The organism is Chryseobacterium sp. HNCC26DJ240 (assembly GCF_057180485.1).
On record NZ_JBXUGK010000008.1, the window covers coordinates 251160 to 273751 of the forward strand.

Genomic DNA, 22592 nt, shown 5'->3' on the forward strand with positions numbered 1-22592 from the left:
CATTGTTAGACTGATACATTGCTAAATTGAAAAAATTATGGACTTAGAAAAATTCGTACAATACGTACACGATGAAAATAAAGTAGAACCAAAAGATGTAATGCCCGATGATTACAGAAAATTATTGGTTCGCCAGATTTCACAGCACGCGCATTCTGAGATTGTCGGGATGTTGCCGGAAGCCAACTGGGTTTCAAGAGCACCTTCGTTGAGAAGAAAAATGGCTTTGTTGGCTAAAGTTCAGGATGAAGCAGGTCACGGTTTATACCTTTATTCTGCCACTGAAACTTTAGGAAACGGAACCATCAGAGCCGACAGAGATGCGACTTACGATGATATGTTGGAAGGCAAAGCGAAATACTCAAGTATTTTCAATTATCCAACCTTAAGCTGGGCTGATATCGGTGCAATCGGTTGGTTGGTTGATGGTGCAGCGATTATGAATCAGGTAATGTTGATGGGGAATTCTTATGGACCCTATTCAAGAGCGATGGTGAAAATCTGTAAAGAAGAATCTTTCCACCAAAGACAGGGTTATGAGATTCTGATGGCTCTTTGCCGTGGAACAAAACAGCAGAAAGAAATGGCTCAGGCTTCGTTAAACCGTTTCTGGTGGCCGGCTTTAATGATGTTTGGTCCGAATGACGACAGTTCGCCTAACTCTAAAATCTCTATGAATTACAGAGTAAAAAGAGAGAGCAACGACAGTCTTCGTCAGAGATTTATCGACGTTACCGTTTCTCAGGCCGAATTTTTAGGCTTAACCGTTCCGGATAAAGATTTGAAATGGAATGAAGAAAGACAACATTACGATTTCGGAGAACTTCCTTGGGATGAATTTATGGAGATCTTAAAAGGAAACGGCCCTGCAAACAAAAAAAGATTACAGACCAAAGTAAAAGCACAGCAGGAAAATCTTTGGGTAAAAGAGGCTGCGAAGGCTTTTGCGGAAAAACAGGAAAAAATTTCAATATAACAATATACCAATGTAAAAATGTAACAATCTTTGTCATGCTGAGGTTGTCGAAGCATCTCATTGGTAAACTGGTACATTGATACATTGTTAAATTTAATTTTATTTATGGCAAATTTAGATATGTGGGAAGTGTTTATTCAGACTAAACCGGGATTATCTCACAAACACGTTGGAATAGTACAGGCGCCAACAGCAGAAATGGCTTTGCAGAACGCAAGAGACGTTTATACAAGAAGAAAAGAAGGAACTTCCGTTTGGGTTGTTCCAAGCAAATATATCGTGACTTCAGAAGGAATTGATAAAGAAGCATTCTTCGATCCGGCTGATGACAAACTGTACCGTCACCCGACGTTCTACGACATTCCAAACGATGTGAAAAATATGTAAATAAGACATGAGATTAACAGACAACAGATATGAGATTTTAAAATCTCTTAGTCTCTTGTCTCTCAGTCTTTAAATCTATAAAAAATGAACCCATTATACAATTATTTATTAAAACTAGCAGACGACAGTTTCATTATGGGACAGCGTTTGTCTGCATGGTGCGGTGAAGGTCCTTATCTTGAGGAAGATATTGCATTGACAAACATTGCTTTGGATGAGCTTGGTCAGGCCAACAACTTTTATGTTTACGCTTCAAGAGTTGCGGACAACGGAAAAAGCGAAGATGATTTGGCTTTCCTTAGATACGAACACGAATATCTGAATGCACACTGGACAGAACTTCCCAACGAAGATTATGCCCAAACCATTTTGAAAGTGTATGTTTTTTCGGTGTATCAGAAATTGATGTATGAGGCTTTGTCGAATTCAACAAATGAAGAACTTTCTGCCATCGCTCAAAAATCTTTGAAAGAAGTAAGATATCACTACACTCATGCTGCATCTTGGATGAAAATTTTCGGACAGGGAACAGAAGAAAGCAAAATGCGTTTAGAAAGAAGCATCGAAAATATCTGGGAATACACGAAAGGTTTATTCGCAAAAACAGAAGGTGAAGATGATTTAATTGCTTTAAATATTGCTCCAAATGTTGATGCTCTTTATGAAGATTTCCTTTCTATTACACAAAAAGATTTTGCAGATTTCGGTTTAGAATATCCGGCAAATCCTTTTATGCAACCAAAATCAAGAACAGGGTATCATACAGAATATTTCGGATTTATCCTTTGCGAATTGCAGTATATGCAGAGAGCATATCCTGGTTGTACGTGGTAGTAAAAAATGTACCAATATATCAATGTAACAGTCTAGCAATGATTGTTACATTGATACACTGTTAAATTGTTAGATTTGAAATTGAAAAATCCGTTAGAAATATTAGAATTAGTCCCCGATCCGGAAATTCCGGTAATCAATATCGTGGAATTAGGTATTGTAAGAGAAGCGAAAATTACCAGCGAGAATTCTTGTGAAGTAACAATTACGCCGACTTATTCTGCCTGTCCAGCCATGTTTACCATTGAGGAAGACATCATGAAAATCATGAAGGAAAACGGATGGGATGCAAAAGTAGTCACCAAAATGTTTCCGATATGGACAACAGATTGGATCACAGATGAAGCGAGAGAGAAACTTCGTGTTTACGGAATTTCACCTCCCGAAAAAGGAGCCGACGAAAATCACATCGGAAAACCAAAAAAATGCCCACGTTGCGGTTCGATGAATTCAAAACAAATCAGCAGATTCGGCTCTACTTTGTGTAAGGCTTCTTACCAATGTATAGACTGTTTAGAACCGTTTGATTATTTTAAATGTCACTAAACTAATGTAACAATTTAGCAGTGTAAAAATGTAACAATTTTGAATGCAGTAAATACTGTTAGATTGGTAAACTGATACATTGCTGCATTTTTATATGTAAATTGGTAGAACTAAAAATTTCAAATTTCAAACCTCAAACTTCAAACTAAAAATTATGTACACACAACTCGATATCGAAACCCATTTTGAAGGAAAATTAAAAATTGCTTACCTCAATCAGCCTGAAACGATGAATGCTTTAACCAAGCCATCTTTGGGAGATTTGAAAGATTTTATAAAAGAATGCAGCAACGACCCAACAGTAAGATGTGTTGCGATTTCGGGTAGGGGAAGAGCATTTTGTTCCGGTCAGAATCTGGATGATGCTTTTGTACAGGGAAATGACCATCACGACGATGATATTATCAGAAGAATCGTGACTGATTATTACAATCCTTTGGTACTTGAAATTACACGTTGCAAAAAACCTGTCGTTGCTTTAGTCAACGGTCCTGCAGTCGGTGCCGGTGCCATGTTGGCATTGATTTGTGATTTCGTTTTAGCCAACAATAAAGCCTATTTTGCTCAGGCATTCTCCAATATCGGATTAATCCCTGATACAGGCGGAACGTATTTCTTACCTAAATTACTGGGAAGACAGTTGGCAAATTACCTTGCATTTACAGGCAAAAAATTATCGGCTGAAGAATCAAAATCTTACGGTTTGGTGGCTGAAGTTTTCACTGAAGAAGAATTCAATTCAAAATCAATGGAAATTTTAGAAAAAGTTTCCAATATGCCAACTGTTGGTTTAAAATTAACCAAAAAAGCCTTCGCTGCTTCTTATAGTAATTCATTGAAAGATCAATTGGAACTCGAAGGAGATTTACAGCAGGAAGCCGCTGAAACAGAAGATTTCAAAGAAGGTGTAAGCGCATTTTTAGAGAAAAGAAAACCGGAATATAAAGGAAAGTAAGAATTAATATAACAATGTACTAATGTAGCAGTTTACCAATGAAATGCTTCGAATAGTTCGACAAGCTCACTATAGACAAGTATGACAGCGATTGTTACATTGTTACATTGATACACTGTTACATTATGAAATATGTAGGAATTATCGGTGCCGGAACTATGGGAATCGGCATCGCACAGGTAGCCGCAACGAATGGATGCAAAGTTTGGGTCTATGACGCAAACGCAAAACAAGTAGAAACGGCAACTGTAGGTTTGGAAAAAACATTGACCAAATTGGTTGATAAGCAGAAAATTTCATCAGAAAAAATGGTTGAAATTTTATCCAATATTTCCATTGCTACCGAACTGAAGAACTTCAAAGATTGTGAACTTGTCATTGAAGCTATCATCGAAAATAAAGAGATCAAAACCAAAGTTTTCACAGAATTAGAGAAACATGTTTCTGAAAACTGTGTTATAGCTTCCAATACATCATCCATTTCGATCACGTCCCTCGGTGCGGAACTGCAAAAACCGGAGCGTTTCATCGGAATTCACTTTTTCAATCCGGCTCCTCTGATGCCTTTGGTTGAAATTATTCCATCTTTACTCACGGAAAAATCTTTAGCCGAAAAAATGTATAATCTTATGAAAGATTGGGGCAAAGTTCCGGTTATTGCTAAAGACATCCCTGGATTTATCGTGAACAGAATTGCCCGCCCTTTTTACGGAGAGGGTTTAAGAATTGTTGAGGAGAATATCGCTACTGTTGAACAGGTTGATGATGCCATGAAAACAATTGGAAACTTTAAAATGGGACCTTTTGAGCTGATGGATTTAATAGGTGTTGATGTGAATTTCTCCGTAACAAAAACTGTTTACAACGAATATTTTTACGATCCCAAATACAAACCATCACTTCTACAGCAAAGAATGTCTGAAGCCAAACTTCACGGCAGAAAAACAGGAAAAGGCTTCTATGATTATAGCGAAGGAGCAGAAAAAACTGTTGCTCAAAAAAATGATGCTCTTTATCAACAGATTTTCTTGAGAATTATTTCTATGTTGGTTAATGAAACAGTTGAAGCTAAAAGATTGGGCGTTGCAAACGATGAAGACTTAGAATTGGCGATGCAGAAAGGTGTCAATTATCCAAAAGGATTATTGGCTTGGGGAAAAGAAATTGGATATGCAAAAATCTCTGAAACGCTGCAAAACCTTTATGATGAATATCAGGAAGAAAGATACAAGCAAAGCCCATTGCTACGAAAATTATAAATGTACCAATGTAATAGTTTACCAAGGTAACAATATTTAAAAACATTGGTAAACTGTTAGATTGCTAAATTGTTACATTGAAACTATGGATTTAACCAGCTTTAAAGCCGAATTGGAAACAAGGCTTTCCATTGAAAAAGAATATATTATTGAACAACTTTCGATAACTAATGACGAAGAAAAGCTGGATTTGTTGGGAAAATTCAATGAAAAATATAAAGAGCTTATCACAAGAATTGCCAGTGAAGAAGGAATAGATTTAAATGCTTTGGATGCCTCAGAAAATTTTGCTGATTATCTCACGATTGAACAGGTAATTTTAGGGAAAACGATGAGTATTTATGACAAGTTGGCTGATGAATTATATGAGGAAATAACAGGCAAATAGTAAATAAAAAATAAATTTTAGTCACAGTAAGTAGAATTTCAAAGACGATGCTTAAAAGGATTTTTACATTAAAGAATTTTCTGAGATCATTGATGAGAGCTTTCATCTTTGTGACAGCTTTTTTTTTGCTCAAACTTCTCTTTTATTATTTAGGATGGGAAGACGAACAGGGCTTCAACATCATTGGTTTTACAATTTATTTCACAGGCATTTTTTTAATGTATTTTATTTTAGACGGCAGAGATTATTCATGGATAGATGTGATTAAATTTAAAAAATTAAATAAAAATTAATGAATCCAAGACAGGTTGTAGATTATATGATGGAGAAAGATTACTTCTCCCAATTTTTAGGAATAAAAATCATTGATATTAAAGAAAATTACGCTTTGATAGAAATGGAAATCACCAAACAAATGCTCAACGGCTTGGGAACGGTTCATGGCGGAGTAACGTTTGCATTTGCCGATTCAGCATTTGCATTTTCATCAAACAATGACGGAAACGCAGCGGTTGCATTAAGTGTAACCATCAATTTCACAAAGGCTGGAAGAGAAGGCGATATTTTCAGAGCTGAAAGTATTTTGGTAAACGATACCAGAAAAACAGCCATCTATGATATTAAAATTACCAACCAGAATAATGATTTGGTTGCAAAATTTGTCGGAACAGTTTATAAGATTGGAAAAAAAGTAACAGAGCTTTAGGCTCAATGTACCAATTTACCAGTTTAGTAATTTACCAATGAAGAAATGATTTAAATTAAACACTAATGATAAATTTTGAGAATAATCCATTAATTGAGAAAACTGTTCAATTTTCTTTGGATATAATTGAGTTTTGTGAGTTATTGGATGAGAAAAGGAAGTTTGTTATTTCAAAACAATTATTACGATCTGGAACCAGTATCGGAGCAAATTCTTTTGAAGCACAAAATCCGCACAGCAAGAATGATTTTATTAATAAAATTAAAATTGCAGCTAAAGAATTAGAGGAAACAAAATATTGGCTCTATCTCTGAAAACATTCTAAAAACTATCCATTCGACGAAAAATTGGAGAATCAGATTACAGAAATAGGAAAAATTATTTATAAAATATTAAGTACAAGTTTAAATAAAATTTAATTTACCAACGTATCAATGTACCAATTTACCAATGATTTTTAATCTATGTTGCTCATAATTGTTACACTGTTATATTGCTAAATTGTTACATTAAAAACATTATGAACAACGTATACATCATAGATTACATCAGAACTCCCATTTCAAAATTAAGTGGAGGTCTTTCAGAAGTGCGTGCCGATGATTTGGCAGCGATCGTTCTTAAAGAAATTGTTGCAAGAAACCCTGAAGTTCCTGTTGAGGAAATTGAGGACGTTATTTTCGGGTGTGCCAATCAAGCGGGTGAAGATAACAGAAACGTAGCAAGAATGGGGCTTTTACTGGCCGGACTTCCGTACAAAATCGGAGGTGAAACGGTAAACAGATTGTGTGCTTCAGGAATGTCGGCGGTGGCCAACGCTTTCCGTTCGATTGCTTCGGGAGAAGGTGAACTTTATATTGCAGGTGGAGTAGAGCACATGACGCGTTCGCCCTATGTAATGTCAAAACCTAGTGCGGCTTTCGGTAGAGACAGTCAGATGTTCGATACTACTTTCGGTTGGAGATTTGTCAATCCCAAAATGAAAGAAATGTACGGTGTTGATGCAATGGGCGATACCGCTGAAAACTTAGCGGAAATGCACAACATCAGCCGTGAAGATCAGGATAAATTTGCACTTTGGTCACAACAAAAAGCGACTAAAGCTCAGGAAAGCGGAAGACTGGCAGAAGAAATTATAAAAGTTGAAATTCCACAGAGAAAAGGCGAACCGAAAATTTTCGATCAAGACGAATTCATCAAACCTACATCTTCGATGGAAGGATTAGGAAAACTTCGTCCTGCATTCAAAAAAGAAGGCGGAACTGTAACTGCCGGAAACGCTTCAGGAATGAATGACGGTGCAGCAGCGTTGATTTTAGCAAGTGAAGAAGCCGTAAAAAAATATGGTTTAAAGCCAAAAGCTAAGATTTTAGGTTCATCAGTTGCCGGTGTGGAGCCAAGAATTATGGGAATCGGCCCTGTTGAAGCGACTCAGAAACTTTTAAAAAGATTAGATCTTTCATTGGATGATATGGATGTTATCGAATTGAACGAAGCTTTTGCTGCTCAGTCTTTAGCGGTAACCAGAAGTTTAGGTTTAAAAGACGACGACTCAAGAGTAAATCCAAACGGAGGCGCAATTGCCATCGGTCATCCACTTGGAGTTTCCGGAGCGAGAATCATCGGTTCTGCAGCATTGGAACTTCAAAAACAAGATAAAAAATATGCATTGTGTACGCTTTGTATCGGTGTCGGACAAGGTTATGCAATGGTCATTGAAAAAGTATAACTTTTTCAATAATGTAACAATATACCAATGTAACAATCTAGCAGTGTATCAATATACCAATTATCAATTCTTGTGAACAGCTTTTAAATTGGTACATTGGTAAACTGATACATTGATAAATTAATTTTTTAACAAAAAAAATTATGAACATTTACTCATACCACGGAATTCGTCCCATCATCAAACCTTCTGCTTATGTTCATCCGCAAGCGGTGATTATTGGAAATGTGGAAATCGGTGAAGAAGTTTATATCGGTCCGAACGCGGTTATTCGTGGAGACTGGGGTAAAATTATTGTGAAAGACGGTGCCAATGTTCAGGAAAACTGTACACTCCATGTTTTTCCCGGTATTGAAACCATTTTGGAAGAATCTGCACACATTGGTCACGGTGCGATCATCCATTCCGGACATATCGGTAGAAATTGTCTGGTTGGAATGAATGCAGTTGTGATGGACAAAGCCGTTATCGGCGACGAGTGCATCATCGGAGCATTGGCTTTTGTTCCTGCAAATTTCAGATGTGATGCACGAAAACTGATCGTCGGAAGTCCGGCAAAAATCATTCGTGATGTTTCTGACGAAATGATCAAATGGAAAACGGAAGGAACGAGATTATATCAGGAATTGGCAAGAGAGGGCAAAGATGCGATTTTACCTTGTGAGCCGTTTACAGAATATGTTCAGCAGATTCCTACGAAGGTTGTTGATTACAGTATTTGGGATGATGTGAAATAAAAATTGATGCGAACACAAACCTAACGGGTTTCTAAAACCCGTTAGGTTTTTCAATAAAAGCAAAATGATTAATACAGAAAGTTTTGAGTTTGACTCTGTTTATCACATTTTTTCTCATGTAAATGGGAAAGAACTGATTTTCCGTGAAGAGACAAACTATCAATTTTTTCTGAAGCAGTTAGATAAATATATTATTCCAATTGCAGACATTTATGCATATTGTTTGTTGCAAAATCATTTTCATTTATTATTAAGATTTAAAAATATTGAAGGTGTAAAAGTTAATGACGCGTACCCGTTTTTAATGAAGAACTTTGGCAGTTTTCTAAACTCTTATGCAAAGGCATTTAATAAAAAATATAACCGTCAAGGAGCTCTTTTTCTGAATGCAATTAAACGAAAAAAAATAAGAGATGAGAAATATTTGCTAAAAGTTTTGCATTACATCCATAATAATCCGGTTAATCACGGACTTGCAAATAAAGTCAATCAGTGGAAGTATTCTTCATATAATTCTTACTTACATCTGGAAAAAGAAAGTAAATTGAATAGATCGGAGATTTTACAGTATTTTGACTCGGTAGAGATTTTTAGGAATTATCATCAATCTAATGTTGAATATGATTTCTTGAATTTAGAATAATTGCTGATAAAACAATCCCAAACCTAACGGGTTTTTAAAACCCGTTAGGTTTAAGCAAAGTATTTTCAGACTAGAAAAATTTTTAAAATAAATGTTAAAAAAGCTTCTCATTTTCTGCATCATTCTATTTACATTCCCATTCATGGTGTTTGCCCAGACTGGAAATGTAAAACCATTAACTATAGGAGAAATCAGAACAATAAAATCAGAAATTTTAAAAGAAGACAGAACTCTAAACATCTATCTTCCGCAAAATTTCGATAAAACAAAACCCTACCCAATCATCTATCTTTTGGATGGAAGTATGAACGAAGATTTTATCCATGTTTCAGGATTGGTGCAATTCTTCAATTTAATGTACGCAATGCCCGAAACAATTGTAGTCGGAATTGCCAATATTGATCGAAAAAAAGATTTCACTTTTCACACAGATTTAAAGGATTTACAGAAAGATTATCCTACAACGGGACATTCTGATAAATTCATCGGTTTTCTTGAAAAAGAATTGAAACCTTATCTAGAAAGTCAGTTTAAAACTACTCACACTTATCTATTTGGACAGTCTCTGGGCGGACTTTTAGCCACAGAAGTTTTATTGAAAAAAACTGAAATGTTCGATAATTATTTTATCATCAGTCCGAGTTTGTGGTGGGATGATGAAAGTCTTTTAAAAAAGGCCAATCAGTTGTTGTCCAAATCTTCCGATACAAAGAAATTTGTCTATGTCTCCGTCGGAAAAGGCGAGCATAAACTGATGGTAAAAGATGCAGAGGATTTATTTGATATTCTTAAAAAATCAAACAAGAAAAACTGGACGATAGAATATAAAATGATGGATTTAGACAATCATGCAACGATCCTTCACAGAAGTTTGTACGAAGGTTTGGTTAAATTGTTTCCGTATCAGGAGCCCAAATAACAGATTCAATTAGATAATATAGTCAAAATGAAATTACGTTTCTGCATAATTTTTATAATGGTTTTGCTTTTAAGCAGTTGTAAATCTACATCCGCTTATAAGGATATTTCCTTCACAAAAAACCATGTTGGAAACGAAGTGAAATTAAATGTTTTCACGCCTAAGAGAACTGATAAAAAATATCCTGTTCTGATCTTTGTACACGGCGGAAACTGGAATACAGGAAATAAAAAGACCTACAATCTGATGGGTAAAAACTTTGCCCGCAAAAATATCATTGCCATTATTCCGGATTATACTTTGAGTCCGAATGCTGACGTCGATCAAATGACAAAAGAAGTAGCTGCAGCGATACAATTTACCAAAGAAAATGCTCAGAAATACAACGGAGATTCTCGAAAAATATTTGTTTCAGGACATTCAGCGGGCGGTCAGTTGGCAGCTTCTGCGGTAATGAATCCAAAATATCAAATTCCGGAAAACACAGTTTCGGGGATTATTTTAATTGATGCTGCGGGAATTGATATGAAGAACTATTTGGAAAAAAATCCACCAACATCAGAGAGTAATTACGATGTTGCATGGAGCAAAGATCCGCAGAAATGGAAAGAGGCTTCTCCGATCTATTTTATCGATGAAAAGACACCGCCTTTTTTAATTTATGTTGGTGAAAAAACTTATACATCGATTAAAGTGGCCAATGAAAATTTTTTAAAAGCGCTTGAACCTTATCAACCCAATGTAAAACCTGTTTTCATCAATAAAAAACATATTCCAATGATCATACAGTATTTCTTTCCTTGGAGTAAAAGATTTGATGAAACTTTGGAATTTATAAATAAATCGGACAACTAAAATTTAAAATAAATCTAAAAATGTATCAGTAATTGGTAAACGGTTAAATTGATACATTGTTAAATTAAAATTATATGGAAAAATTAAAAAACTATATTCACGGCGAATGGATCGAAGGCACCGGAAACGGAATCCCTTTGTACAACGCAGTGACGGGAGAGCAGGTTGCCATTTCAGATACGGAAGGGCTGAATTTCGAACAGGCTTTGGATTTCGGAAGAACTGTAGGTTACAAAAATCTTTCATCCATGACGTTCTACGACCGTGGAGAAATGTTGAAAAAAGTAGCACTTTACCTTTTAGAAAGAAAGAAAAAATATTACGATTTATCCTATAAAACAGGTGCAACTCATGCAGATTCATGGGTTGATATTGAAGGTGGTTTTGGTACCTTCTTTACATACTCTGGTTTGGCAAAGAGAATGCTTCCAAATACCCCGTTTTGGGTTGATGGGGAAACTCAGAAAATTTCTGCTAACGGAACTTTCCTTGGAACTCATATTTTAACACCAAGCGAAGGTGTCTCTGTACAAATCAACGCTTACAATTTTCCGGTTTGGGGAATGTTGGAAAAACTGTCGACTTCTTTGTTGGCGGGTGTTCCTTCAATTGTAAAGCCTTCTCCTTACGGTTCTTATTTGACGAATGCTGTTTTTCAGGATATGATTGAAAGTGGCTTTCTTCCGGAAGGTGCGCTTCAATTGGTTTGTGGTGAACCGGGAAATATATTGGATTACGTTCATGATGGAGATTCTGTATTATTCACAGGTTCTGCGACGACAGGTAAAAAATTAAAATCATTACCCTCAGTCTCAGGAAATGCGGTTCGGTTTAATATGGAAGCGGATTCTTTGAACTGTTCAATTCTTGGATTGGATGCAAAACCGGGAACTCCTGAATTCGACTTGTTCATCAAAGAAGTTCGTACAGAAATGACGACGAAAGCCGGACAGAAATGTACAGCGATTAGAAGAATTTTGGTTCCTGAAAATTTAATTGGAGACGTTCAGAATGCTTTATCGAAAGCATTAGATCAAACTAAAATTGGAAATCCGTTAAGCAGAGATACAAGAATGGGATCTTTGGTTGGAAAACAGCAATACGACGAAGTTTTAAGAAAAGTAGACATCCTGAAAACGGAAAACGAACTGATTTACGACGGAAAACATGAATTGGTAGACGCTGATTATGAAAACGGCGCATTTATGTCTCCGAAATTGTTCTTAAATGATTCTCCGTTTACAAAAAATATCTCTCATGACGTCGAAGCTTTCGGTCCGGTTTCTACATTGATGCCTTACAAAGATGCGGAAGAAGCTGCAGCGTTGGCAAAGAGAGGAAAAGGAAGTTTAGTGGGCTCAATCGTTTCTCACGATGAGAAGTTCGTTGCAGAAACTTCTTGGAAAATGGCATCTCAGCACGGTAGAATTTTTGTTTTAAACAGAGACAATGCGAAAGAAAGTACAGGCCACGGTTCTCCGCTTCCAACTTTGATGCACGGTGGTCCTGGAAGAGCGGGTGGCGGTGAGGAAATGGGTGGATTGAACGGTCTTCATTTTTTCCTTCAGAAAACAGCAATTCAGGGTTCGCCGGATATTCTGACAGCAATTACAAAAGTATATCAGCAAGGCACTGAGAAAAAATATTCAGACAAACATCCATTCCAGAAATATTTTGAGGAAGTTGAGGTCGGAGATTCTCTTGAAACAGCAGGAAGAACGGTTACTGATGCAGATATCGTGAATTTCTCTAACGTTTCGTGGGATCATTTCTACGCACACACCGACGCAACAAGTTTATCAGGAACGATTTTCGATAAAACGGTGGCTCATGGATATTTCATCCTTTCTGCAGCAGCCGGATTGTTTGTTTCAGGGAAAAAAGGTCCTGTTATCGCCAATTACGGATTGGAAAACTGTTCATTCTTCAAACCTGTTTATGCAGGAGATACAATTACCGTTTATTTAACGGCGAAAGAAAAAATCAACCGTGGTGTAAAAGGAAGAAATATTCCTTCCGGTGTTGTAAAATGGTTGGTTGAAGTTGTTAACCAAAGAGATGAGGTAGTTTGTGTTGCTACAATTTTAACATTGGTGGCAAAACATTCTCCTTTTATTGATTTTAAAGTTCAGAATATTCAGAAAAAATTAAATGCTTTAACTGAAAATACGAAACCTGTTTTTGGAGATTTTACACCACAATTGATGGTTGAGCATTTGGAAGAGGTTCTGAGAAACGGTTTTGGTGATTTGAAGCCGGAAGATTTTGATGAAATTCCGGAAGAAAAATTAGAAAAACTTCAGGATTGGCTGTACACCGACAAAAAAATCCGTCCGGGAGCACAATATCCTTTATGGAAAGAGGGTGAAGTTCCTCAAAACAAAAATAAAAATCTGGACGCAGCTAAAACTCAGTTAGTAGAAACATTAAAAGAGTTTACCGTTTATTTCAAGGAAAATCCTTTTGCGGAACACTATAATCCAAGATTCGGGCATTTGAATAAAGAAATGATGGAGCTTTTCCAGAGAAAGCATTTTACGCATCATTTTGAGCAGTTTGGATTGATTTAATCTGAATGTATCAATGTGAAAAATTAGCAGTGTAACAATTTTTTGTTGCACTGTTTTTTTTTGTTGCACAATTATGAATGTTCATATTTAAAAATTACATAAATTAGAATGTGAAATGGGGCATTCCGGAGGAATGCTATCTGTGTAGAAATAGATCGGTAACTAACACAGCGTTCCGTAGGAACGCTATCTAAAACACAAAGATGTCAAATACATACACCCAAATTTACATTCAATTGGTATTTGCTACCAAAGGCAGGGAAACCAAAATCACAAGTACGATTCGGAATGAAATTGAAAAATACATTTGCGGAATATTCAGGAATAAGGGTCAAAAAGTATTAGCAATTTATGCAAATCCTGATCACATTCATATTTTCTTCACTTATAAAAATCTGCAAATCACCATTTCAGATTTAGTAAAAATTGTCAAGACGGAATCTGGTAATTTTATTAATGAAAGGAAATTGACAATGAATCATTTTTTATGGCAACGAGGTTATGGCGCATTTTCTTATTCTAAAAGTCAGAAGGAAAAGGTTGTTCATTATGTTTTAAATCAGGAAGCTCATCATAAAAAGAAAAGTTTTAGAGATGAATATATTGAATTTTTAAATGCTTTTGAAATTGAGTTTAAGGATGAATATTTATTTGAATTTTATGATTGAAAAATACATATCATTCAATGAAATAGGTTCAGATCATGATATACGAATTATGGTTTTTAAATATCATATGAAAAAGATAGCAGTCCTACGGACTGCGCCGAATAATGAAATTCTTAAATCTAAACAGATATGACTCCTAAGGAGTCCGCCTATTGTCTTTCCAAATAACACCACACAGATAAGAATCCTACGGATTGTACTGTAATAAATTTACAAACCAATAAATAGAAAATATGCCCTGGAATCCTGACACCTACAACCAATTCAAAAACATCCGCTACCAACCATTCTTTGATTTAGCTGAAAACATTACGCCTGAAAATCTCAGAATAGCCATTGATATCGGCTGCGGAACCGGCGAGCAAACCAAAATTCTTTCAGATGAATTTCCTGATGTACGGTTTTTGGGAATCGATTCGTCTGCTGAAATGCTTCAGAAATCTTTGGAATTTAAAAACGAAAATTTAAGTTTTAAACAGGAAACAATCGAACGATTATATCAATCGGATGAAAAATGGGATCTCATTTTCAGCAATGCGGCTTTGCAGTGGTCTGATAATCATCAGAAACTATTTCCGAAATTACTTTCTTTATTAAGTGAAAACGGACAGTTTGCAGTACAAATGCCTGTGCAGAATGAGAATGTTTTAAACCAGATTTTAATTCAACTGGCCTCGGAAGAGCCTTTTAAAACTCAATTGAATGGCTTCAACCGAATTTCGCCGGTTTTGAGTTTGGATGATTATACTAAAATGATGTTTGAAGCGGGTTTGAGAAATTTAAATATTTCTGTAAAAGTCTATCCAATCATTGCTGAAGATGCAGAGGAGCTCTTTCAGTTTATTTCCGGCTCGGCTTTGATTCCTTATTTGGAAAGATTAGATGAGCTAAAACAGCAAAAATTTAGCGCAGAATATAAGAAGCGAATTACCAAAAAATTTGAAAAGTTTCCTGCAATTTATGCATTCAAGAGAATCTTGCTGTATGGGAAAAAGTAAATAGAGTAGAAACTTCTAAAACAAAAATTTCCCGGAGAGATCGGGAAATTTTGTTCATCATGTTTTAGAATCGTCTGAGATAATTTTAATTCAAAAAGAGGGTTTTCATGGTGTGATTTATTTTTTGATCACCTTGTGAGATGAGTCTTGAGATTTCAGAATGTACATGCCGTTGGGAAGTTCGGAGATGTCTGTTCTGTTCTCACCTTTTTGTACGTCAATGGTTTTTACTAAGGTTCCTGACTGACTGTAGATCTCGAATTTTCCATTCTTTTCGGTATTGATCGTCAATGGTCCTGATGTAGGATTTGGATAAATTGCAGATTGGTTTTTACTGATCAGACTTTCTTCAGAAGTCGACAATACAATATTGGTGTCTTTCACCCATGTAAAGGCATCTAAACCAGCGTAGGTATAGGCGCCGCCACAGGTTATTTTTAACTCATCAATAATAATATTGCTGTAATTCTGACCGTTTAAATTAGTTAAATCAATAAGGGTATAACCGTTCGTTGTTCCTAAACTTGTTGCAAATCCGGTTGTTTTTGTCTGCGTAAACTTAGTTACACCGCTAAGCATTCCTGTTACAGTTAAGGTTCCTGTCACATTCTGGTTCAGGTTTGTATCTGAAAGAAATATCCAAAATCTATTTACTTTAAATAAATTTGAAGTAGTTTTTACACTAAATGATGCCCCTGAAGCTATGTTTCCAGCTCCTGAATTATCAATGTATCTGTTGTCATTTGCAGTGCCGCTCCATCCTGTATTAGGATAATTTCCCTGAATGTCAAATCCTCCAGTGTGAGTCAGTATATTGAATATCACTCCGTTGTCGGTGAAGCTTGTACTTCCATGCGATTCGGTTTCAAATTGTTCTGTGCTTGTCTGCGCTGATAAAAAAATAGATGTGAACAGACTACAGATTAATAGGATAGTTGTTCTTTTCATGATAGTAGATTTTAAAATTTTAGAGTGTGTTATGGTCTTGATGGGTATATTCCTTCAACACAAATAATATAATTCATCCCCAAATATGGTGGCATATTATTAATCGGTTGATTATTTCCAGCAAATGCTACAGAAGCAGCGTTAATACTAGTATCTGGTGCAGCATCTACGAAACTTGGTATTGCTGTGAAATCTCGTCCTACAGTTGAACCTGTGACTGCAATAGATGAATTAGCAGATGGTGACGAAGAAAGTGCATTAGATTTAGACACTTTCAACTGGCTGTTAAAGCTAGGTAAATTAGAGCTTAAAATTGTTGTAGTGGGAGAGCCTGCCATTTCACCAAGTTTCACAGATTGTCCTGCGCCAACAGGGGCACGTCCGTTTAGATTTGGTAAAGCAAAATTGGTCATTCCATCACCGCCATATGTAGTTCCTAGTATTGAGAACAGTGCCTGGTTTTGATTAATACTCAATAATGCTCCGTTGCAGAATAAAAAGCCTCTTGGTGCAAAAGTACCTGCAAACATTTTGATGATTCCTATCATTTCTTCCATGGTGTAATTGTTTTAATGGTTGATTTAAGTGTAGTTTTATGGTCTTGAAGGATAAATACCCTGTACACAGATAATGTACATCAATCCCACGTATGGCGGCATGTTGTTGATTGGTTGATTTCCACCTGTAAATGATACTGATGCTGCATTAATTGCAGTATCCGGTGCATTATCAACAAAGCTGGGAATAGCTGTGAAATCTCGTCCTACCATTGATCCTGTTACTGCAATAGATGAGTTAGCAGATGGTGATACTGAAAGTGCATTAGATTTAGAGACTTTCAATTGGCTTGTAATGTTTGGTAAATTAGAAGTTGAAATTGTAGTGGTAGGTGTACCGCCCACTTGTCCTAAGATTATCTGTTCTCCTGTGCCGGAAGCTCCTGTTCCTATTGGTACTCTGCCGTTGAGATTAGGTAATGCAAAAGTTGTTTTTCCATCACCTCCGTAAGTAGTTCCAAGTAGAGAAAACAGTGCGGTGTTCTGTGCTATCGATAATAATCTTCCGTCGCAAGGTAAAAAATACTGAGGAGCAAAGTTTCCTGCGAAAAGCTTGATGGTTGCCATCATTTCTTCCATGATAATAAGTTTTTATTGGTTAGTTTGTTAAGTCAAAGGTAAAACTTAACATAATTGTTTTTTAGCGTATAAATAACCAATTGGAGGATTCAGTATTTATACCTAATGATTTTTTTACCCGAACAATTGTTAGTATTTTTGTTTAAATCATATTTAGAAAAACAGATGAGCGATTTTGTAACATCAGAAATTAAAAACAATATTGCCGAAATCACTTTCGGAACTGCAAAAAGCAATGCTCTTCCAGGAGCCATTCTGGAAAAATTAGCTGAAACTATTCTTGAAGAAGGCGCGAAAAATGAGGTAAAAGCAATTCTTGTAAAAAGTGAAGGCGAAAAAGCGTTCTGTGCAGGAGCAAGTTTTGATGAACTTTTAGCTATTGAAGAATTAGAAGCTTCAACGAAATTCTTCGGTGGTTTTGCTAAAGTTTTAAATGCAATGAGAAACTGTGGTAAGATCGTAATCGTAAGAGTTCAGGGGAAAACTACAGGTGGTGGAGTAGGCCTGGCTTGCGGTGCTGATTACTGTTTTGCAACAAGAGATTCTGCTTTGGCTTTGACGGAAATCAATTTAGGAATTGGACCTTTCGTTATTGGACCTTATGTAGAAAGAAAAATCGGGAAGTCACAGTTTTCTGCTATGGCGATTGATGCAGATTTCAGATCAGCGGAATGGGCGGAGCAGCACAATATTTACCACTCAGTTTCTGAAACAATTGCAGAAATGGATTCTAAATTGGAGAAATTCTTAAACACAATATCAACCAGAAGTGAAGATGCTTTGGCTTTAATTAAAAAAGTGTCGTGGGAAGGAACGGAGCATTTTAACGAATTAATGCCTGCCAGAATTCACATGAGTGCAAGTTTGATTTTGGAAGATTCTGCCAAGAAAAATATAGAAGCGATTAAAGAAAGATTAAGAGCTAAATAATTGACAGAAAGCGTTGTCAGAATTAAAACTGACAACGCTTTTTTTCACTTTTTATATTCAGATTTTAAAAGAGAATACAATACGGAATCTTCAAAAACGCCATCCACCAAATAATGTCCGCGTGTAATTCCTTCTTTTGAAAAGCCGTAATGCTCCAAAAGCCTTTTGGAAGGTGTATTGGCATCATCGATTAATGCTTCAATCCGATTGAGATCCAATTCTTCAAAACCAAATTCAAGTACCTTTCCGAGGGCTTCTTTCATGTAGCCTTTGCGTTTGAATTCTTCCAAAAACAAATCATAACCTACTTCCGCACGGTGATGTTGAGGATTCCAGGTATGAAAACTGATGTTACCGATTTTTTTACCGCTTTGTTTTTCTACAATTTTAAAACTCAGTATTTTTCGGTTGTAAGATTCGTAGCCGTAATGATTTATTTTTTTCTGTCGGGCAAATTCTTCCTCATCCGTAATGCCCAATATTTCCTTAATTTTTTCATCATTATTCAATTCAAAAATCTCGATCATCTTTTTTGGATCCAGTTTCTGAAGAATGAGACGTTCTGTTTCTAAAGTTTCAAATGTCATTTTTTTATTTTTTTTTTTCCACTGTTCGTTCAGATTTTGCAGATTAAATTGTGTGGAAAATAATCTGCTTTATCCCTAAAATCTGCGTGAGTTGTTGATTCTAATCATGTAGATTTAAAGTGTTTCTCATTCGCCCACATTTTTGCCCTTTTGCACAACTAATTTTTCAAAGTAAATCTTTTGTGACTTTTGTGGTTTATCCAACCTAACTCTTCAGTAAATTAATCGACACCGTCGCCAGATCAGAATTAGGAAATTTTCTGAACAGTTCTTTATCGATTTTCAAACCCGTTTCCAGACATATCTTTTTAAATACTTCAACCTCCAGAATATATTGATCTGAAAAACCATGAGTTGCTTCATAAGCCGTTGCGGGAGTTTTCCCTAAATTTCCAGCTGTCAGTTTTGAATCTAAAGCATGAAGCTCAATGATGAGAAGTCCGTTTTTGCGGATATAGGGAAGCCAAAGTTCGAGATGTTCCTTTAAACTTTCTTCAACTAAATTGTTTGGCAATCTTTTTCCACGATGGGCAAAGGCTCCGGTCGAAGTGCTGATTCTTTCCGGCTGGCTGTTTTCTGGAGCTTTCCAAACTCTGTTGTGGTCTAAAAAGGTTCTTATATTTAATAAATCTGAAAGTTCAATCTCATAATTTTCCTTTAAATCATCAGCGAGCTGTTTCGGATTTCCGATGTCTCCCCAGATTACTTTTGCCCAGATATCATTGTTGATGAGATTGACCCGTGTTACTTTCAAAGCAGCCTGATTGTAATCTGCACCCACCAGAAAAAGAGGATGTTCTTCCAGCATTTTTCCACGAAGCGTATATCTTTCAATCGTTTCAAAAATATGTTGAATGAAGGCACCGTTACCGCAACCCATATCGAGAACACCTTTCGGCTGCAGATGAATAGGCTGATTAAAAATCTGAATAATAAAATCATTTGCCACCTTAAAATAATTGGAATGCGAGCCGCCACTTCCCCAAACATTCATTGCCCTGTCAACGTGAATTTCATCTTCGCCATCAGCAATTTCTCTTATTTTAGAAGCGTTTCCAAACAGAAGATTATCCATTTTATTCAACAATGGAAGATAGGAAACCGTAACGCCGTATGATGCTGCTCTTTTGGCAAAATAAATTCCCGTTTCGGTAAATTTATAATTGTCGCCAGTCTTTTTAAACCAGTTTAAGTAAGTCAGAAAGTCCAAAATCACTTCAAAATTCTCTGAGTTTTTATGAAACTCTGCCGCCTGAAAAGAAGTTTCCATAAAATATTTGTGAAACATTCCTGTCATACCCAAATAAACGATGACTGGGCCGATGATACAACCCTCGATATGTTTTAAAATCTGTTCCTGCACGATTTTTTCTTCCAAATCATCAGAAAGCTGAATTCCAAAATTACTTTTGACAGAATTGCTCAATTGTGAAAACTCTTCAATAAAAGAATTTTCGTTGATCTGATTTTTAATATCGGTTGAAAGCTTTAGAAAAGGGATGACTTTCAGATAAAGCAAACTGTATTTCTGGAGAAACGGTGTTCTGTTATTCGCTGAAATCGTAATAATATCATTGTGATTTTCAACATCGTAATCTAAAAACCCCTGCGATGCCAATGCCCGAACTGCTACATTCAAATAACCTTCATTAGCCCCAAATTCGTCCGAAAGCTCATTCAGCAATATTTTTTCACGCTGAATAATCAGAGAAATAATTTCCTTTTCTATGAGCGATGCCACGATGGGAGCTGTTACCACGCCATCCAGATGCTTAAAAATCTCCGACCTCAGAATTTCCTTATCCATACAATATGTTTTTTCTAAAATAAAAAATTTAGATAAATATTCTGAAAAAAGTTTTGCTGTTTAAAAATTAAATATAACTTTGCAATTCAAAGTTCTTTTATATGGAATCAAAAAACTATCACGAAGACTTATCACACATCCGTTCTATGATGGAACGGTCGTCACGGTTTATTTCACTGAGTGGCCTGTCGGGAGTAGTGGCAGGTTTAGCTGCCATGATTGGTGCAGCTTATGTTTTTTTTGTTTTTAAAAGAGAGGGAATCGATTATTTTGATGGCGACAGAAATATTTTCAGCAAATCTTTGGTGCAGGAACTTGTTGTAATCGGAGCAGTAATTCTCGTTGTCGCGATTGCAAGTGGATACATTTTTACTGCCAACAAAAGCAAAAAGAAGGGACTGAAAATCTGGGATGCCACGACAAAAAAATTGCTTTTTGCCTTTGCTGTTCCTTTAGTAACCGGAGGATTTTTCTGTCTTGGACTTTTGTATCATCACTTGTTCGTTTTGGTCGCTCCGGCAACATTGATTTTCTATGGACTAGCTTTGGTAAGCGCAGAAAGATACACTTTAACGGATATAAAATATTTAGGCTATTGCCAGATTGTTTTGGGCTTGGTTTCTTTCCTGTTTTTAGGATGGGGATTGGTGGCTTGGACGATTGGCTTTGGGGTTTTGCATATTGTGTATGGATTGATTATGCATAAGAAGTATAAATGAAATGGAAAAGACAGTTAAGTATATTTTTATTGGAATTTTCATTGTAGGAGGATTGCTTTTGATTGGTGCAATTGTTTTTTCTGTAATGCTTAGTATGGCTTTTGGCGGTTTTGATAAAAATTATTCTATATCTGAATTGAAAGATGAATATTTTTCGAAAGAGAAAGAAATAGGAGAATTAATAATGTATTATAATCAGATTAAACCAGATGGATACTCAATAGATATTGAATTTGAAGATGATAAACATTAAATAGATTACAGATTTCAGCTCACGAAGATTCCTTAAGTCAGGCGATTTATCAAAAATGGGATGTTGATGTTAAAGATTTACAAAAAGATAGTTTAAAAAACATATTAAAATGGGATGAAGAAGATATTGTTAAGTTAAAAGAGAAACTGGATAAAGCAAACTGTATATCTGTAGAAGATGGCGAGCCAATAAAAATAGGTTTTAAAAGAAGCGGTTTGGGAATGTATTCATTTAATATCTTTCAGGAAATTCAAACAGATAGAAGTGCATTTAAAAATAGATGCGAATACATTTTAGTAAATAGAAACTTAATGTTGGAATATGGAGGAGGTGCAGTCGGTTCTCAATGTTTTCCCAAGCAATAATTAAAAAAAAATGATCAACATTTCAAAACTCAACAAAGAATTCGAAAGCCGTGTGAGATTGGGCATCATGTCCGTTCTGATGGTCAACGACTGGGTTGATTTTTCTGAAATGAAAAACCTTCTGGAAATCACAGACGGAAATATGGCAAGCCACAGCAACGCTCTGGAAAAAGCAAATTACATCGAAGTAAAAAAAGAATTCGTCGGCAAAAAACCAAAGACTTCTTACCGTGTGACGCAATCCGGAAGAACAGCTTTCACACAACATTTAGATGCACTTGAAAAATTAATAGGAAGATAAACACTATATTTTTTTGAAAATTAACTTTGAAACACAAAGTACTTTAATAAATTAAAATTAAAAATTATGATGACAAAACAACAAAAAACAGCACTAATTTTAGCCATTCCTTCTGTTTTAATGGCGGCAGCTTTCATTTCAAATTACGTTGTGGAAGGCTTTAACTGGACGGGTTCAGACTTCCTGATCGCCGCAGTTTTACTCTTCGGAACAGCCTCATTTATTTACATGATTGTGAATTCAAAACTTTCATTCAGAGCAAAGATCATGATTTCCATCGTCATCGTTCTTATTCTGATGGTTATTTGGGTTGAAATGGCAGTTGGTCTTTTCGGATCACCGATCGCTGGGAGCTAAATGTAGTCGAAAGGATTTT

At 35.9% G+C, this 22592-nt stretch carries 27 protein-coding genes; 22 read left to right on the forward strand and 5 right to left on the reverse strand.

The features are described from left to right. Window positions 1–37 precede the first annotated feature (37 nt). The 17 genes from paaA to AC2A1G_RS17390 all read left to right on the forward strand — a co-directional run bounded on the left by paaA (window position 38) and on the right by AC2A1G_RS17390 (window position 15170). On the forward strand, window positions 38–976 hold the full coding sequence (paaA, locus tag AC2A1G_RS17310; protein ID WP_484048142.1) for a 1,2-phenylacetyl-CoA epoxidase subunit PaaA: 939 nt from the start codon (window positions 38–40) through the stop codon (window positions 974–976). Window positions 977–1081: 105 nt separating this feature from the next. After that, on the forward strand, window positions 1082–1363 hold the full coding sequence (gene paaB / locus AC2A1G_RS17315) for a 1,2-phenylacetyl-CoA epoxidase subunit PaaB (protein WP_034679196.1): 282 nt from the start codon (window positions 1082–1084) through the stop codon (window positions 1361–1363). 84 nt (window positions 1364–1447) lie between these two features. Beyond that, complete coding sequence (paaC, locus tag AC2A1G_RS17320) at window positions 1448–2197, forward strand: 1,2-phenylacetyl-CoA epoxidase subunit PaaC (RefSeq protein WP_484048143.1); 750 nt, start codon at window positions 1448–1450, stop codon at window positions 2195–2197. Window positions 2198–2278: 81 nt separating this feature from the next. After that, window positions 2279–2743, forward strand: coding sequence for a 1,2-phenylacetyl-CoA epoxidase subunit PaaD (gene paaD / locus AC2A1G_RS17325; RefSeq protein ID WP_484048144.1), 465 nt, complete (start codon window positions 2279–2281; stop codon window positions 2741–2743). Between the two features lie 154 nt (window positions 2744–2897). Then, complete coding sequence (locus AC2A1G_RS17330; RefSeq protein WP_484048145.1) at window positions 2898–3698, forward strand: enoyl-CoA hydratase-related protein; 801 nt, start codon at window positions 2898–2900, stop codon at window positions 3696–3698. A 125-nt stretch (window positions 3699–3823) separates the two neighbouring features. Next, entirely contained in the window at window positions 3824–4957 is a 1134-nt protein-coding gene (locus AC2A1G_RS17335) for a 3-hydroxyacyl-CoA dehydrogenase NAD-binding domain-containing protein (RefSeq protein WP_484048146.1), read from the forward strand. Between the two features lie 85 nt (window positions 4958–5042). Then, window positions 5043–5345 (forward strand): hypothetical protein, encoded by a 303-nt coding sequence (locus tag AC2A1G_RS17340; protein WP_484048147.1) that lies wholly within the window; start codon window positions 5043–5045, stop codon window positions 5343–5345. Window positions 5346–5637: 292 nt separating this feature from the next. Next, the gene (gene paaI / locus AC2A1G_RS17345; protein WP_484048148.1) at window positions 5638–6051 is read left to right on the forward strand and encodes a hydroxyphenylacetyl-CoA thioesterase PaaI; all 414 of its coding nucleotides are present in this window, start codon (window positions 5638–5640) and stop codon (window positions 6049–6051) included. Window positions 6052–6116: 65 nt separating this feature from the next. After that, window positions 6117–6365: a four helix bundle protein gene (locus AC2A1G_RS17350; protein ID WP_484048149.1), complete on the forward strand. Its 249-nt coding sequence runs from the start codon at window positions 6117–6119 to the stop codon at window positions 6363–6365. Between the two features lie 206 nt (window positions 6366–6571). Further along, window positions 6572–7780, forward strand: coding sequence for a 3-oxoadipyl-CoA thiolase (pcaF, locus tag AC2A1G_RS17355; RefSeq protein WP_484048150.1), 1209 nt, complete (start codon window positions 6572–6574; stop codon window positions 7778–7780). 143 nt (window positions 7781–7923) lie between these two features. Continuing rightward, a complete protein-coding gene (locus AC2A1G_RS17360; protein ID WP_484048151.1) occupies window positions 7924–8517 on the forward strand; it encodes an acyltransferase in 594 nt (197 codons plus the stop codon). 64 nt (window positions 8518–8581) lie between these two features. Continuing rightward, window positions 8582–9160: a transposase gene (locus tag AC2A1G_RS17365; RefSeq protein ID WP_484048152.1), complete on the forward strand. Its 579-nt coding sequence runs from the start codon at window positions 8582–8584 to the stop codon at window positions 9158–9160. Window positions 9161–9251: 91 nt separating this feature from the next. Beyond that, a complete protein-coding gene (locus AC2A1G_RS17370; protein WP_484048153.1) occupies window positions 9252–10079 on the forward strand; it encodes an alpha/beta hydrolase in 828 nt (275 codons plus the stop codon). A 27-nt stretch (window positions 10080–10106) separates the two neighbouring features. After that, entirely contained in the window at window positions 10107–10934 is an 828-nt protein-coding gene (locus AC2A1G_RS17375; protein WP_484048154.1) for an alpha/beta hydrolase, read from the forward strand. A 74-nt stretch (window positions 10935–11008) separates the two neighbouring features. Then, the gene (gene paaZ, locus AC2A1G_RS17380; RefSeq protein WP_484048155.1) at window positions 11009–13504 is read left to right on the forward strand and encodes a phenylacetic acid degradation bifunctional protein PaaZ; all 2496 of its coding nucleotides are present in this window, start codon (window positions 11009–11011) and stop codon (window positions 13502–13504) included. Between the two features lie 203 nt (window positions 13505–13707). Continuing rightward, complete coding sequence (gene tnpA / locus AC2A1G_RS17385; protein ID WP_484048156.1) at window positions 13708–14172, forward strand: IS200/IS605 family transposase; 465 nt, start codon at window positions 13708–13710, stop codon at window positions 14170–14172. A 233-nt stretch (window positions 14173–14405) separates the two neighbouring features. Further along, window positions 14406–15170 (forward strand): methyltransferase domain-containing protein, encoded by a 765-nt coding sequence (locus AC2A1G_RS17390; protein ID WP_484048157.1) that lies wholly within the window; start codon window positions 14406–14408, stop codon window positions 15168–15170. 117 nt (window positions 15171–15287) lie between these two features. Here the strand turns inward: AC2A1G_RS17390 and AC2A1G_RS17395 are convergent, their stop codons facing one another. The 3 genes from AC2A1G_RS17395 to AC2A1G_RS17405 are packed head-to-tail and all read right to left on the reverse strand — an operon-like array spanning window position 15288 to window position 17254. Further along, window positions 15288–16118, reverse strand: coding sequence for a T9SS type A sorting domain-containing protein (locus AC2A1G_RS17395; RefSeq protein WP_484048158.1), 831 nt, complete (start codon window positions 16116–16118; stop codon window positions 15288–15290). 29 nt (window positions 16119–16147) lie between these two features. Further along, window positions 16148–16675 carry a phage tail protein gene (locus tag AC2A1G_RS17400; RefSeq protein ID WP_484048159.1) on the reverse strand — a complete coding sequence of 176 codons (528 nt, stop codon included), beginning with the start codon at window positions 16673–16675 and terminating at the stop codon, window positions 16148–16150. Between the two features lie 36 nt (window positions 16676–16711). Then, window positions 16712–17254, reverse strand: coding sequence for a phage tail protein (locus AC2A1G_RS17405; protein ID WP_484048160.1), 543 nt, complete (start codon window positions 17252–17254; stop codon window positions 16712–16714). A 165-nt stretch (window positions 17255–17419) separates the two neighbouring features. Here AC2A1G_RS17405 and AC2A1G_RS17410 point away from each other — a divergent pair, with 165 nt between their 5' ends. Continuing rightward, the gene (locus AC2A1G_RS17410) at window positions 17420–18184 is read left to right on the forward strand and encodes an enoyl-CoA hydratase/isomerase family protein (RefSeq protein ID WP_484048161.1); all 765 of its coding nucleotides are present in this window, start codon (window positions 17420–17422) and stop codon (window positions 18182–18184) included. Between the two features lie 44 nt (window positions 18185–18228). Here the strand turns inward: AC2A1G_RS17410 and AC2A1G_RS17415 are convergent, their stop codons facing one another. Continuing rightward, the gene (locus AC2A1G_RS17415) at window positions 18229–18771 is read right to left on the reverse strand and encodes a GNAT family N-acetyltransferase (protein ID WP_484048162.1); all 543 of its coding nucleotides are present in this window, start codon (window positions 18769–18771) and stop codon (window positions 18229–18231) included. Window positions 18772–18976: 205 nt separating this feature from the next. Next, window positions 18977–20578: a class I SAM-dependent methyltransferase gene (locus AC2A1G_RS17420; protein WP_484048163.1), complete on the reverse strand. Its 1602-nt coding sequence runs from the start codon at window positions 20576–20578 to the stop codon at window positions 18977–18979. 101 nt (window positions 20579–20679) lie between these two features. Here AC2A1G_RS17420 and AC2A1G_RS17425 point away from each other — a divergent pair, with 101 nt between their 5' ends. The 4 genes from AC2A1G_RS17425 to AC2A1G_RS17440 all read left to right on the forward strand — a co-directional run bounded on the left by AC2A1G_RS17425 (window position 20680) and on the right by AC2A1G_RS17440 (window position 22573). Then, window positions 20680–21297, forward strand: a complete 618-nt coding sequence (locus AC2A1G_RS17425) for a hypothetical protein (protein WP_484048164.1) — start codon at window positions 20680–20682, stop codon at window positions 21295–21297. Window position 21298: 1 nt separating this feature from the next. Then, window positions 21299–21550 (forward strand): hypothetical protein, encoded by a 252-nt coding sequence (locus tag AC2A1G_RS17430; RefSeq protein ID WP_484048165.1) that lies wholly within the window; start codon window positions 21299–21301, stop codon window positions 21548–21550. Between the two features lie 375 nt (window positions 21551–21925). Then, entirely contained in the window at window positions 21926–22216 is a 291-nt protein-coding gene (locus AC2A1G_RS17435) for a winged helix-turn-helix domain-containing protein (RefSeq protein WP_056076403.1), read from the forward strand. Window positions 22217–22282: 66 nt separating this feature from the next. Next, window positions 22283–22573, forward strand: a complete 291-nt coding sequence (locus tag AC2A1G_RS17440) for a hypothetical protein (RefSeq protein WP_484048166.1) — start codon at window positions 22283–22285, stop codon at window positions 22571–22573. Window positions 22574–22592: the final 19 nt, after the last annotated feature.